This is a genomic window from Clostridium sp. AF17-21AC (genome assembly GCF_003461365.1).
GTDB lineage: Bacteria > Bacillota > Clostridia > Lachnospirales > Lachnospiraceae > Coprococcus > Coprococcus ammoniilyticus.
Window position 1 is genome coordinate 299,840 of the sequence record NZ_QTWY01000003.1, and the last position, 13,842, is coordinate 313,681.

Here is a 13,842-nt window from a genome sequence, read left to right on the forward strand (position 1 = left end):
GAACACAATGGAAGAAACAAAGACGATAAAAGAAAAAACCATAGAGTTGATAGATGCCTTAAAAGCAACTTGTCAGACCTATGGTATGGGAAACGATGGTAACGAATATAAAATTATCACTCAGGTTTTCCTTTATAAGTTCCTTAATGATAAATTCGGATATGAAGTAAAAAAAGTCAGTCCTGTTCTTAAAAATGCCGAAAAATGGGAACTTGCTTATGCAGAAATGTCAGAAGATGACCGATTGGATATTTTTGATAGTTTACCGTCAGATATTCCATTACTTAACCCGGAACATCTTATTGCCAACTTATGGAATCAGCAGGCAAAAGGCGATTTTGATTTAATCTTTGACAGCACTATGACAGATATAGCAGATAAGAATATTGATATATTTTCAACTCAAACTGCTCAGAATACAAAAATACCGCTTTTTGAAAAGCTGACACAGTATGTAACGGACGATACAGCAAGAGCACCTTTTGCCCGTGCCTTGGTTGATAAGTTGGTAAATTTTTCTTTTGAAGAAGCATTTGAGAAGCACTATGATTTCTTTGCAGATATATTTGAATATCTGATAAAGGACTACAATACCGCAGGCGGTGGTAAGTATGCAGAGTATTATACTCCTCACGCTATTGCAACGATTATGGCAAGATTGCTTGTTGGAAATGCAACTGATTTACACAGCATTGAGTGTTATGACCCATCAGCCGGAACAGGAACACTTTTGATGGCTCTTGCTCACAAAATTGGAGAAGATAAGTGTACGATTTTTGCTCAGGATATTTCACAGCGAAGTAATAAAATGTTAAAACTTAATCTTATCCTGAACAGTTTGGTTTCTTCTCTTGACCATGCAATTCAGGGAGATACGCTGATTGCTCCATATCATAAGAGTGATAATGGACAGGAATTAAGAACTTTTGATTATGTAGTTTCAAATCCACCTTTTAAGATGGATTTCTCAGATACAAGAGAACGTATAGCAGCGATGCCTGTTCGTTTTTGGGCGGGAGTTCCGAAAGTACCTGCCAAGAAGAAAGAGAGTATGGCAATTTACACATTGTTCATTCAGCACGTTCTTAATTCGTTGAAATCAACTGGAAAAGGTGCGATTGTAGTTCCTACCGGATTTATAACTGCAAAGTCGGGTGTAGAAAAGAAAATACTACAACATATTGTAGACGAACATATTGTTTATGGCTGTATTAGTATGCCGTCAAATGTATTTGCTAATACCGGAACGAATGTATCAGTATTATTTTTCGATAATTCAAGAAAAACAGACAAGGTTGTACTGATAGATGCTTCAAAACTGGGAGAAGAATATAAGGACGGTAATAATCAGAAACGCAGACTTCGTGATTTTGAGATTGATAAAATTGTTGATACATTCCTTAATAAAGAAGCTGTTGATGATTTTTCAGTTGCTGTTACCTATGATGAAATCAAAGAAAAAAAATATTCACTTTCAGCAGGACAGTATTTTGATGTGAAAATTGAATATGTTGAATTATCACAGGACGAATTTAATGCTCGTATGAGTGCCTATGCAGAGAAGTTGCAGGAATATTTTGCAGAGGGCGACAAACTGAAAACGGAAATTATGGAGCAGTTAAAGAAGGTAAAGTATGAGTAAGGTAAAGTTATCCGAAATAGGTACATTTAAAAATGGACTGAATTTTTCGGCAGAGAGAGTATTATCTGGTTGTAAAATGATAGGGGTTCCAGATTTTGGAGATAATTATTTGGCAAAATTGGACGGATTAAAAGAGGTTGACGAGGATATAGTAAGCACGGATTATTTATTGCAGGATAATGATATACTGTTTGTTCGTTCTAACGGAAACAAAAATCTTGTTGGACGAGCTATGCTTATTGAAAAGATTAAAGAAAAAGTGACTTTTTCAGGTTTTTGCATCAGATTTAGAATAACTAATAATAATGTAAACCCATTATATATGCTTTATTTATTCAAGTCACCTTTGTTTAGGAAGCTCTTTTCAAACACACAACAAACAAGTATTAGTAATTTGAATCAAGAAATATTAGGGAATATTGAGGTTGAATTGCCAACAATTGGACAGCAAAATCGTATAGTAAAAGTTATTCATGGAATAACAAGAAAAATTGAAAATAATAAGAGGATAAACGATAATTTACTGTATCAATCACTGATGGTGGCTTGACCGTTCATCAGCATAGGCAACAACCAGTCACGAAGATTAACAAGTAATTCGTTTTCAAGTTTATTTTGTTCTTGTAAATAAATTAATTTGTTTAATTCTTGCAAGTAAAACCTGTCGTTTGGTATAAATACAGGAATATTTTCTACATCACTTTTCGTAATAAATTTTACAATCGAGCCTGAAGAACGTGATTTAAAAGAATTTATCCTGTATAGGCTTGCTAAATATAATAGACCAAAATATTTTTTATCTGGAGTAAGAACGTATGTCCTTTGATACGCATTAAACTTTCCAGAATAATGTTTGACATTAAAATCTCCATTACCTGCTATAAGTATAGAAGATGCGTCAAACGCATACTCATCACACGACAAAGGCGTATTTGAGCAAGTAAAGAATTTGTATTTTCCATTAGGTACAGAAAAATTGGCATCTTCTTTACCCGTAACAACGGTTGCAAGATTTTGAGCAATAGTGTATTTTCCAGAAAGTTTGTGGGTTGCTGCTTTAGCCATCATATTTTCAAAAATCAGGTGCATTTGCTGCTCTAAATTATCGTTTAGCATATATCCCATAACTCTTGTGAGTGGCAGGAGTTAAAGCAGGGGACTACCGCTCCATAGTTGTTCTCTAAGTGATATAAAAGGAGAATTGACTATGAAACAGAATTTAATTACGGATATTGTTCAGGGTATGCTACCTTATTTGAACAATGCACAAACACAGCGATTGCAGGAGGTACTGCAACATACACTTTTTGATTATGAAGTCAAAAAGACGGAAAAGGATAAGGAATTATCGGAGCAGAACTTGGTTGAGTTGTTCCTAGCGGCAAAGAGAATTGAGGGCTGTTCCGAAAAAACTTTGAAATATTACAAAGCAACTATACAGGCAATGATTGATAGTATAGGTAAAGGTATTAAATATATTGTAACCGATGATATACGCTGTTACCTTACTAAATATCAGTCAAGTAAAAATTCAAGTAAAGTTACGATTGATAATATAAGACGAATACTTTCCAGCTTTTTTTCTTGGCTTGAGGACGAGGATTATATTTTGAAAAGTCCGGTTAGAAGAATACATAAGGTTAAAACTAGAACGAATATTAAGGAAACTTATTCAGATGAAGCACTTGAATTGATGAGAGATAATTGTACAGAACTCAGGGACTTGGCAATGATTGATATGCTTGCTTCAACGGGTATGCGAGTTGGAGAAATGGTTCTGTTAAATCGAGAAGATATAGATTTCAATGAGCGTGAATGTGTTGTTTTTGGAAAAGGCGATAAGGAGCGAGTTGTTTATTTTGACGCCAGAACAAAAATACATTTGCAGAATTATTTGCAGAGCAGAATGGATAATAATCCGGCACTATTTGTATCGTTAAAAGCTCCTTATGAGCGATTAAAAATAGGGGGTATTGAAGTGCGATTGCGAAATTTTGGAAAACAATTAGGTCTTAGCAAGGTACATCCACATAAATTTAGACGTACTCTTGCAACTATGGCAATAGATAAAGGAATGCCTATTGAACAGTTACAGCAGCTTTTGGGACATAGAAAAATAGATACGACTTTGCAGTATGCAATGGTCAAACAGAGCAATGTTAAATTGGCTCATAGAAAATATATCGGATAGTGGAGGTATTATGAAAGAATTGCGAAAAATTAGACTGGGAGAATTAGTCGATTTTCAAACAGGTCCATTTGGAACTCAATTTAGTGCCAGTGAATATGTGAATGAGGGAATACCGGTTATCAATGTGAAAAATATTGGTGTTGGAATGGTTATTAGAGAAAATTTAGATTATATATCAGAACAAGCAAGAGATAGATTATCACAACACATACTAAAAACCGGAGATATAGTTTTTGGAAGAAAAGGTTCTGTTGATAGGCACGCATATATTTTCCAAAATGAAAATGGTTGGGTACAGGGGTCTGATTGTATTCGAGCAAGAAAAAAAACACCAGTTAATATGTTGTTCTTATCACAATATTTAGAAGGAAATGGCGTAAAAAAGCAGATTATAAATGCTGCTGTTGGTTCAACTATGCCTTCACTAAACACGGATATTCTTAAAGATATTACAGTGTTATTACCTAATATCGAAGAGCAGAATAGGATTTCTGTGGCATTAAAGAAAATTGATGATAAAATTTGTTTAAATAGTAAAATAAACGATAATTTATCAGCAATGGCTTATGACATTTATATGCATAATTTTTTCTCAAAAAAGCCTAATGCTAAACTAAAAGACATTTTGACCGAAGCTGAAAAGTCAGCTATTCAGGTCGGAGAAGCAAAAACATCAAATGGCGAATATCCATTCTTTACAAGCGGTGCAACTATTTTGAAATGGAACGAACCATTTGTTGACGGTAGAAATTGCTTTTTAAATACCGGCGGTAACGCTGATGTTAAATTTTATGTTGGTAAAGCCGCCTATTCAACAGATACTTGGAGCATTTCTGCAAAATCAGAAATGTCGGATTATCTCTACCTAATGTTATTTTCAATCAAGCCTGAACTTGACCAAAAATTCTTCCAAGGAACGGGGTTGAAGCATTTGCAAAAGCCTTTACTTAAAGACAGACCTATCTATGTTCCTGAAAAGCGGGAATTAGAAGCATTTAACCGTCAAGTAATGCCGATGTTTGATATTATTTCTGAGAACACAAGAGAAAATCAACAGCTAACATCTCTTAGAAATTGGCTTTTACCTATGTTGATGAACGGTCAGGCGACCATCAGTGACTGATACGATAAATTATCGTTTAGCATAAGGAGAAATGAATTGAAATTATTTTTTGATGAATCTGGATATTCTGGCTGTATTATGCCAAACAAAAATGGACAATTGTTTAATGATGGACAACGACATTTTGTATTGGGAAGTGTTTTTGTTGCTGATAAAGAAGATGAAATAGAAATACTGAACAAGTATAGACAGTTTAAGAATCGTTTCGGATTTACAGGAGAAATAAAAGGTTCTGAGCTTATGACTCAGCGTAATAATGAAGCCCTAAAATATTTTATAACCAATGTGCTTGATGATAAGCATTTCTTTATCTGTAATTATGATAAGATATTTTACTTGTCAACATTGATTTCGGTATATATTTTTGGAGTGCCTTTTCAACAGCAAGAAACATTAACTTTTTATATGATGGCAAGTGCTTTGGCGGGAGAAAAAGAAGAACTGTTTTTACATTATTGTTCCGCAGTATGTGAAAACACCGATAATTCTAAAAAAGAATTTTTGGAATATCTTATTTCTTTTCCTTATGAGAAACTGGATAGAAATGATTATAATTTGTATATAGCATTTGCTAAGCTTATGTTAGAAAATAAGGATTATGGAGAATTTCCGTTGACTTACGAAGCGTATAGCTGCAAAAATACTGTAAATTTTGTGAATATGACGGCATTAGGAGAAATGCTTTTGAGCTTAAAACATCTACACGGAGTTGATATGAGCAAGACAGAAATATATCACGATAACTTAATGGGGTATGAAGAAGAATATAATCAGTCATTTGAAGATAATAAAATACATATCAATTTTGTTGATAGTAAAGAAAATGAATTGGTTCAGTTAGCAGATAATATAAGCAGTATTTATCGTAAGTGTTTTGAAAAGTCGTTTGAAGCATTTAGATGTAATAAGCAATGGACAGATAATATTTGGTTTACTGAAAATTATTCGAGAATTATAAATACTATTGGAATGGAACATATAAAGATGGATACCCAGATTTCAGATTATGTGTTACCTTTTGTAATTCGTGACATTTTTGGAAATGAATATGGACAATTTGAGAAACACAAGGAAAAATTTTGGGGACTATTTTATTTCTACAAAGAAAAAATTATGGAAGATATAGATAGAATGAATGTGGAGTTACCACTTTGATTAAAATGAGAATGGTTATATTTCATATAAAGTATTGTGAAATTTAGAAAGGACGGGCTATGGAAACAAAGCCAAGAATTTTATATTTACAAAAGATTTTACTGGAAAGAACAGATGAAGAAAATCCTCTTTCCACAACACAGTTAATCAATATATTGAATGATGAATATGGAATATCTGCACATAGAACTACTGTTACGAAAGACATTGCAGCACTTCAGGAGTTTGGCATGGACATTGTTACTATCCATTCTACGCAGAGCAAATACTTTGTAGCCAGTCGTAAGTTTGAATTGCCGGAACTGAAACTGCTGATAGATGCAGTAGAGTCATCGAAGTTTATTACAAAGAAGAAAAGCAAAACGCTGATTGAGAAGATACATACGATGACCAGTCCGGGGCAGGTGGCAAAGTTGAAGCGTAATAACTATGTGGTCAATCGAATTAAGCCGGATAATGAGCAGATATATTACATCATCGACGCTATAAATGACGCCATCAATGCAGGTAAGCAGATTTCTTTCCAGTATTATGATTACACCGGATTAAAGAAAAAGGTTCTGAAGAATAAGGGCGAAGTGTATAAGCTCAGTCCGTATAAACTTCTCTGGTGTGGGGACTATTATTATGTTCTCGGATATTCTGAGAAGAAAAGTAAGGTTATCAATTTCAGGGTAGACCGTATTGCTTCAAAACCTGAGATATTGGATAAGGATATTATTCCTATGCCGGATGATTTTAATATTGAGAATTACACAAAAGAAGTTTTCTTTATGTTCTCCGGCGAGAAAGTTCTTGTGGATTTACGATGTGATAACAGTTTGATGAAAACAATGGTTGACCGTTTCGGAGAAGATGTGACAACCCTTGCGTATGATATGACTTCTTTCAGGGTACAGACCGAAGTATCAGCCAGTCCGACTTTTTTCGGTTGGGTGTTTGGCTTTAATGGCAAGGTACAGATACTTGCACCGGAAAGTGTAAAAGAACAGTACAGACAGATGATTGCACAAGCCGATGAGGGTATGCAGGAAAGCGAATAATTTGAAAATGAAATCCAAAGGAGCGATGGCTATGGAGAATAAATTAGAAAAAATCGGTCAAAATAATTTTATGGATAATTTTGTTAAAACCGATGACATTTTAAAGGATATGTGTGGGATTATTGAATCTTCACAAAAAGCTGCATATCGGGCGGTCAATACAACGCTGATACAGAGAAATTGGCTCCTTGGTTATAGAATTGCAAGTGAAGAATTGCAGGGCGAGGATAGGGCAAAATATGGAGCTGAAATTATAAAAAAGTTAGCAAAAGAATTATCGGCTGAATATGGAAAAGGATATACAAAGTCAAATCTGTACAGCTTTTATTCTTTCTATAAGATTTACCCTGAGATTTTCCAGACACCGTCTGGAAAATCTGTTGGACTACTGTCTTGGTCACATTATGCAGCGTTATTACAGGTTAAAGATAAGGAAGCTCGTGACTGGTATGAGAAAGAAGCCGCAGAACAAACTTGGAGTGTCCGTACTTTGCAGAGGAACATTTCTTCTCAGTATTATTACCGTATGCTCAAGACACAGAAAAAAGAGCTTGTAGAAAGTGAAATGAAGGAACTGACAGCACCGTATCAGAATGATAAGTTGGAGTTTATCAAAAATCCGGTAGTTGCAGAGTTCTTAGGATTTTCTCAGAACACAGATTTTACAGAGAGTGACCTTGAGAAAAGAATTCTTTCCAATTTGCAGAAATTCTTGATGGAGCTTGGAAAAGGATATGCTTTTGTGGCAAGACAGCAGCATATTCATACGGAGAAGCAGGACTACTATATCGACCTTGTATTCTACAATTACATACTGAAATGCTTTGTCCTTATTGATTTGAAAACAGAGAAGATAACACATCAAGATGTAGGACAGATGGATATGTATATCCGTATGTATGATGAACTGAAACGCAGCGAGGGCGATAACCCAACAATCGGTATTGTCCTTTGTTCCGATACAGATGATGATATTGCCCGTTATTCTGTTATGCACGGCAATGAACAATTATTTGCTTCCAAGTACAAATTATACCTGCCGACAAAAGAAGAACTGAAAGCGGAGATTGAAACTCAAAAGGCAATGTTCTATCTTCAGCAGCAGGACAATGAAGAAAAGGAAACAGAATAGAATTTGTGCAGACCGTCTGCACAAATTGTAGGATGGAACCTGTATAAATGCAGAAAGCTGTAAAAATTTACGTTGAATTTTACAGCTTTTTTGCATTTACTATTAGTAGAAATGAGCAATACATAAAGGAAGGAGTTGAAAGTATATGGCTAACATTTTACCAGTTTCAGATTTGAGAAATTATAATGAAGTTCTGAAAAATTGTCACAAAGGAGAGCCTGTGTATCTGACCAAGAATGGTAGAGGACGTTTTGTGGTTATGGATATTGAAGATTATGAACGTGATCGAGCAGAAAAGAAGCTTTTGATGAAACTTCAGGAAGCAGAAGAAGCGGTAAAGGATGGTGAAGGCTGGCTTAGCATAGAAGAACTAAAAGAACAAATGGGGGAATGAAATGTTAAAATTACGGATCAATCCGATTGTTGTTAAGGATTTGAAAGAAATTCGAGAGTATATTGCAGAAGATAATAAGGAGTATGCAGCACGGACAGTACAGGAAGGAGATTTATAACAAATTTGAAAACCTTCAAATGTTTCCAGTGATAGGCGCAGAGCTTTCCAAAAGAGTTAGTTTTCAGACTGATTATAAGTATGCTGTATGGGAAGACTACACACAATAATACTAAAAATATATAAACCTTACCCTCTCCAGCGTTTCAAGAAAGGCGATAACACGTTTTAACATATCAGGAGCTTCTTCGGGGAACTGTTCTTCCATGATGGATACCAGATTGAATACCGTGTTGTCGCCATTTATATGAACCCATAAGGTACTGCCATATCGGTCAAGCCTGATATGGCTTTTCTTTGGTTTGTGAAAATATTTCTGGGCGATCTTGTGATAAAAACCGGTATGCGGCATCTCGATCACAATAATTCCATCGGGCGACTGTTCCCATGTATAATTCAGATTGATGCAGGGGATTTTGTCCATATAGTTTGCAGTATGGGAAAGAAAACCGGATTTTGATCTTTTTATAAAAAATTGCGAGAGGGTATCTTTACGATTATGGTTCTGTTTTGCAATGACATTTTGTATATTATATTTTTGCATGAGAGAATAAATCCTTTCCGGGTGAAGATATTAAAGTGTGTTATTGGATGATTGTTTATCCTTCGTTTTATGGATCATGTAGATCATACTGAAAAGCAGGGCAAGGAAGAACAGGCAGCCGCCCCATTTTCCAAGATGGAATCCCATAAGTCCCAGATTGATCCGATCACTTACGCCGAATACGGCAAGGACGGCAAGCAGGATTCCGACCAGCCCTTCACCTGCGATCATACCGGAGGAAAAAAGGATACCATTATTGCGGACGGTTTCGCGGGAAACTTCATTGGCAAAGCGGCGTTTCTCTATGAAAAGGCGGATCAGACCACCGATCATGATCGGAACTGTCAGGTAAATCGGCAGATACAGTCCGATGGCAAATGGTAGAACCGAGATACCTAAGATTTCGACAACGACAGCAATGCAAATGCCGACAATAACAAGTCCCCATGGAAGATTGCCATTCATAACACCTTCAACGACCATTTTCATAAGGGTTGCTTGTGGAGCAGGAAGCTCGGTAGAACCATATCCCCATGCGGCATTCAGCAGATAGAGAACACCACCGATCGCAAGACCGGATGCGATCGATCCGATCAGTTCGCCGATCTGTTGCAGATATGGGGTTGCACCGACGATATACCCCGTTTTTAGATCCTGCGAGGTGTCTCCGGCCATGGCTGCAATTATGCAGATAACAGTACCGATGCAGATGGCAGATGTCATACCCCGGTATCCTGTTATGCCGGCTTGCTTTAACAGGATCGTTGCAAATAGCAGGGTTGCGATCGCCATACCGGACACGGGGTTATTCGACGAGCCGACGACACCGACCATTCTTGCAGATACGGTTGCAAAGAAAAATCCAAAAATAATGATCAGAATGGATGTGACCGGATTGATCGGAATATCCGGAAATGCACTCAGACCAAATGCTACGATCAGGATACCGCCGATTGCATAAGGAAGCGGAATGTCTTTGGATGTTCGCGAATTTCCATCTGTATGTCCGAAGCCTTTCAGGGCTTTGGCAAATGTGGATGCGATCAGCGGAAATGATTTTAGCAGGCTGAAGATTCCGCCGGCTGCCACCGCGCCTGCGCCGATATACCGCACATAATTTCCCCATAACTGATCGACTGACAGTTCGCGGATCGGAACGGAAGCGGGGAACAGGATGTTGTCACCTCCAACAAGAACGAGCAAAGGCATGATAACAAACCATCCAAGTACAGCACCGCTTAACAGATACGAAGCAACCTTTGCGCCGCAAATATAGCCGACACCGACCAGTGCAGGGAGAACATCCATGCCGAAGCCCGATCCTTTATAGGCAGGAATCGTCCATGTGATCTCACTTGGAAATAAATGCAGACCATCAGCAATAAATTTATAGACAGCGGAGATACCAAGCCCGGAAAATACCTGCGTGGATTTGTGACCGCCGGTTTCTCCGGCGAGCAGTACTTCAGCGCAGGCAGTTCCTTCCGGAAATGGAAGTGTACCATGTTCTTCTACGATCAGAGCGGTACGAAGTGGGATCATAAACAACACACCGATCAGTCCGCCACAGATGGCGACAAATGCAATCATCAGAAAAGATGGAGGTTTTATATCGGGATTTTCATCTGCCCACATGAACAGGGTCGGCAGCGTAAAGATAGCTCCGGCAGCCAGAGATTCTCCGGCAGAGCCGATCGTCTGAACCATATTATTTTCAAGAATTGAATCGCGGCGCATGATCATGCGCACAATACCCATAGAAAGAACGGCAGCAGGAATCGAAGCGGATACAGTCATGCCGACTCTTAAGCCAAGATATGCATTTGCACCACCAAACACAACTGCCAGAATGATCCCAAGGATCACAGATGTCGGCGTAAGCTCCGGCATCACCCGGTCTGCCGGAATATATGGTTTAAATTGTTTCATATACAACCCTCAAATCATAGTTTTATGCCACTAGTATGTACAGAGTCTGGCAGAAACATACACAGAAAATTCGAATGTGCCGGGAAATGCTTATAAAGCCGGAAGAATCATCCCGCGCGCATCCGGTCATAGAACTGAAAACGGGTGGGATGTGCTTAAAGAATAACGCCTGCTGGTTGTACCTAAGGAATATCATATCACGATTCGTAGCTTCGCTACTTTCCGCTGCTATCGTGATTGTCATTCGCCGTTCGCCGATCATGCAAGCATGTCGGCTCTCTTGCGCTCATTATATCGTGAGCAAAGCTCACTCAATGCATTCCGCAAAATTGCATCCTTGCGAGCAAATGGATTTTGCGTTCATTATATCGTATATTCCATGGATACAGCCAGCAGGCGTTTTTACTTTATGTGTTATTGTTATAAAATAGTTTATTTATTGAGGGCGGCAAGCTGTGCTTTTAAAGCTGCGATCTCAGAAAGCATTGCGTTCTTCTCAGAAAGAACAGCCGCAATCTCAGCATCCTTTTCAGATAAGGTTGAAATCATCGCATTCTTTTCAGAAAGAACTGTAGCAATTTTGGCATTCTTTTCGGATATCAGAGAGTCCTTTTCGGATATCACGGAGTCCTTTTCAGACAGAGCAGCTACTGCTTCATCCCGTTCCTTTTGTAGTTCATCGATCATATAGTGAACCGTATTCTCATCTAACATTCGAAGTGCTTCTGAAAACATGGTGATCACCTCCTCCGGATCATACATATATTCAGACATATCCTTGCAGATAGTTTCCATCCATGGATAGTCAGATACCAGTGCAGCAAGGTCGTCAACCGACTGGGCAGTCAGTAATGACAGCCATGCATTTAATTCATTAATATCTTTAGCATACTTACTTTCACAGAAAACGTCAAGGGCAACCACATAGAATTCCTGTAAAAGTTTCAGTTCGATTCCGGTATCAAAAACAGTTCTGCCGTGGTGCAGGTAGATATCGGATAATGCATCAGTCAGATATGCATCCGGACTTTTTTCATATATCACGATCGTGTAAACCGTTTTCAGATCCTTGTAGGTAAAGGCGTTTCCTTTCAGGCTTTTCACTCTTGTATACTGACGCAGCATGAGATCGGAGGAGTAGCAGGACATACGTTCTCCCGGGAAAGCGTATGGGATCTTCTGGATCTCGACATTTGCGATCGAGCCATCTTCCAACTGGACAAGGATATCCAGAAGCAGGAGCGAGGTGGACGGCAGCATGCTGTCTTCATTTGACAGGATGCACTGAACTGTTACCTTTGTGCCGATGATACTGCTGATCAGACTGGATAGCCGTTCCGGATAGATGTCCGGGTTGAACAGTTTCTTGAAAAATGGATCATAAGTTAAAGGCAGAGTTTTTGTACCCTCCATAAACCCCAGAAAGCGGTTCTTCCATTCTGGCGACATGTTCTGATAAGCAAAGTAGCTTCGCGGATGCTTCCGAAGCTCAGCGAGACATTCCTGTTCCGTGCGAGTAGGAAAGAGCTGGTGGATGTCTACCAGTTTAGTGGTGTTCTTTTCATTGGATACCGATTGTTTGTTAAGGTGGTTATCATTGTTTTTGTTATACATAAATTTTATTCCTCGTTATTTTCCGGCGCCTGTTTTGTCGACAGGAACAGCATAGCAGAAAAAAGAGGAAAAAGACTGCCAATGTAACAAATGGTATGTCTGGATGTAACTTTCGGTAATTTTTGCTGTTTATCCCCCCATAACCCAAGATTACATCAATGTTGTTGAGGGAAAAAACAATCTATGCTACAATGGTGGCGTGAATTTTGAACGGACAGAAAGGCAACACTATGTATAAATACTATTTATTTGACCTGGACGGCACAATAAGCCAGTCCGAGCCGGGCATTCTCAACTGCATCCGCTATGCTCTGGATGCAGCCGGACTGCCGGAGCCATCGGAGAAAGTGTTAAAGACATTTATCGGACCATCGTTGTACGATTCCTTTACATCCAAATGTCATGTTGACCACGATCAGGCACTCTGGCTGGTAGCGAAGTACAGAGAACGATACAATGTGACAGGTCTATATGAGACATCTATCTATGATGGCATCCCACAGACACTCAAGGATTTAAAAGAAAAAGGTGCGAAGATCGGAGTGGCGACCTCCAAACCAACAGAACCAACGAAGAAGATACTGGCGAAATTCGATCTGGCACAGTACTTTGATGTCGTTGTAGGAAGCAATCCGGATGGAACCGGATCGGACAAACAGGTGCTGATCGCGGAGTGCCTGAAGCGGTTGAAGGAAGCCGACGCGGAAGATACGGATATGCCACAGGCAGACCGGGAAGAGGCAGTCATGATGGACGATTCCAAGCCAGAGGTTAAGACACAGATACATGAAAAGGATGCCGTTATGATCGGTGACCGGATGTTTGACATTGATGGCGGACATGCCTGCGGAATTGATACGGTCGGTGTTCTGTATGGATATGGAAACCGTGAGGAATTTGAAAAAGCTGGTGCGGAATATATCATCAACAGCCCGGAGGAGCTCCTGACATTGTAAGA

Annotated in this window: 13 protein-coding genes; 9 read left to right on the top strand and 4 right to left on the bottom strand. The window is 38.6% G+C overall.

Translation table 11 applies throughout. The features are described from left to right. Positions 1 to 7 precede the first annotated feature (7 nt). Together DWW85_RS06480 and DWW85_RS06485 are read left to right on the top strand one after the other, a co-directional pair. Positions 8 to 1,642 carry a class I SAM-dependent DNA methyltransferase gene (locus DWW85_RS06480; RefSeq protein WP_117808059.1) on the top strand — a complete coding sequence of 545 codons (1,635 nt, stop codon included), beginning with the start codon at positions 8 to 10 and terminating at the stop codon, positions 1,640 to 1,642. After that, complete coding sequence (locus DWW85_RS06485) at positions 1,635 to 2,192, top strand: restriction endonuclease subunit S (RefSeq protein ID WP_117808060.1); 558 nt, start codon at positions 1,635 to 1,637, stop codon at positions 2,190 to 2,192. The genes DWW85_RS06480 and DWW85_RS06485 overlap by 8 nt, the downstream gene beginning before the upstream one ends. Here DWW85_RS06485 and DWW85_RS06490 read toward each other — a convergent pair. Then, positions 2,171 to 2,758: a restriction endonuclease subunit S gene (locus DWW85_RS06490; RefSeq protein ID WP_117808061.1), complete on the bottom strand. Its 588-nt coding sequence runs from the start codon at positions 2,756 to 2,758 to the stop codon at positions 2,171 to 2,173. The genes DWW85_RS06485 and DWW85_RS06490 overlap by 22 nt on opposite strands. Positions 2,759 to 2,849: 91 nt before the next feature. On the opposite strand from DWW85_RS06490, the gene xerA reads away from it, so the two are divergent. The 6 genes from xerA (at position 2,850) to DWW85_RS06520 (ending at position 8,680) form a co-directional block, all read left to right on the top strand. Next, positions 2,850 to 3,833 (top strand): site-specific tyrosine recombinase/integron integrase, encoded by a 984-nt coding sequence (gene xerA / locus DWW85_RS06495; protein ID WP_117808062.1) that lies wholly within the window; start codon positions 2,850 to 2,852, stop codon positions 3,831 to 3,833. Positions 3,834 to 3,843: 10 nt separating this feature from the next. Then, positions 3,844 to 4,956, top strand: a complete 1,113-nt coding sequence (locus DWW85_RS06500) for a restriction endonuclease subunit S (protein WP_117808063.1) — start codon at positions 3,844 to 3,846, stop codon at positions 4,954 to 4,956. 36 nt (positions 4,957 to 4,992) lie between these two features. Then, a complete protein-coding gene (locus tag DWW85_RS06505; protein WP_117808064.1) occupies positions 4,993 to 6,111 on the top strand; it encodes a DUF3800 domain-containing protein in 1,119 nt (372 codons plus the stop codon). 59 nt (positions 6,112 to 6,170) lie between these two features. Beyond that, positions 6,171 to 7,154, top strand: a complete 984-nt coding sequence (locus DWW85_RS06510; RefSeq protein ID WP_117808065.1) for a WYL domain-containing transcriptional regulator — start codon at positions 6,171 to 6,173, stop codon at positions 7,152 to 7,154. 31 nt (positions 7,155 to 7,185) lie between these two features. After that, positions 7,186 to 8,286 (top strand): PDDEXK nuclease domain-containing protein, encoded by a 1,101-nt coding sequence (locus DWW85_RS06515; RefSeq protein WP_117808138.1) that lies wholly within the window; start codon positions 7,186 to 7,188, stop codon positions 8,284 to 8,286. Positions 8,287 to 8,431: 145 nt separating this feature from the next. Then, positions 8,432 to 8,680: a type II toxin-antitoxin system prevent-host-death family antitoxin gene (locus DWW85_RS06520; protein WP_117808066.1), complete on the top strand. Its 249-nt coding sequence runs from the start codon at positions 8,432 to 8,434 to the stop codon at positions 8,678 to 8,680. 229 nt (positions 8,681 to 8,909) lie between these two features. On the opposite strand, the gene DWW85_RS06530 is transcribed toward DWW85_RS06520, so the two are convergent. From DWW85_RS06530 to DWW85_RS06540, 3 genes are all read right to left on the bottom strand, one after another. After that, positions 8,910 to 9,221, bottom strand: coding sequence for a PqqD family protein (locus DWW85_RS06530; protein WP_161117480.1), 312 nt, complete (start codon positions 9,219 to 9,221; stop codon positions 8,910 to 8,912). Positions 9,222 to 9,371: 150 nt separating this feature from the next. Further along, the gene (locus DWW85_RS06535) at positions 9,372 to 11,270 is read right to left on the bottom strand and encodes an oligopeptide transporter, OPT family (RefSeq protein ID WP_117808068.1); all 1,899 of its coding nucleotides are present in this window, start codon (positions 11,268 to 11,270) and stop codon (positions 9,372 to 9,374) included. Between the two features lie 432 nt (positions 11,271 to 11,702). Next, entirely contained in the window at positions 11,703 to 12,884 is a 1,182-nt protein-coding gene (locus tag DWW85_RS06540) for a PD-(D/E)XK nuclease family transposase (RefSeq protein WP_117808069.1), read from the bottom strand. Positions 12,885 to 13,090: 206 nt separating this feature from the next. Between DWW85_RS06540 and DWW85_RS06545 the strand changes: the two genes are divergently transcribed. After that, positions 13,091 to 13,840 (top strand): HAD hydrolase-like protein, encoded by a 750-nt coding sequence (locus tag DWW85_RS06545; RefSeq protein ID WP_242996067.1) that lies wholly within the window; start codon positions 13,091 to 13,093, stop codon positions 13,838 to 13,840. Positions 13,841 to 13,842: the final 2 nt, after the last annotated feature.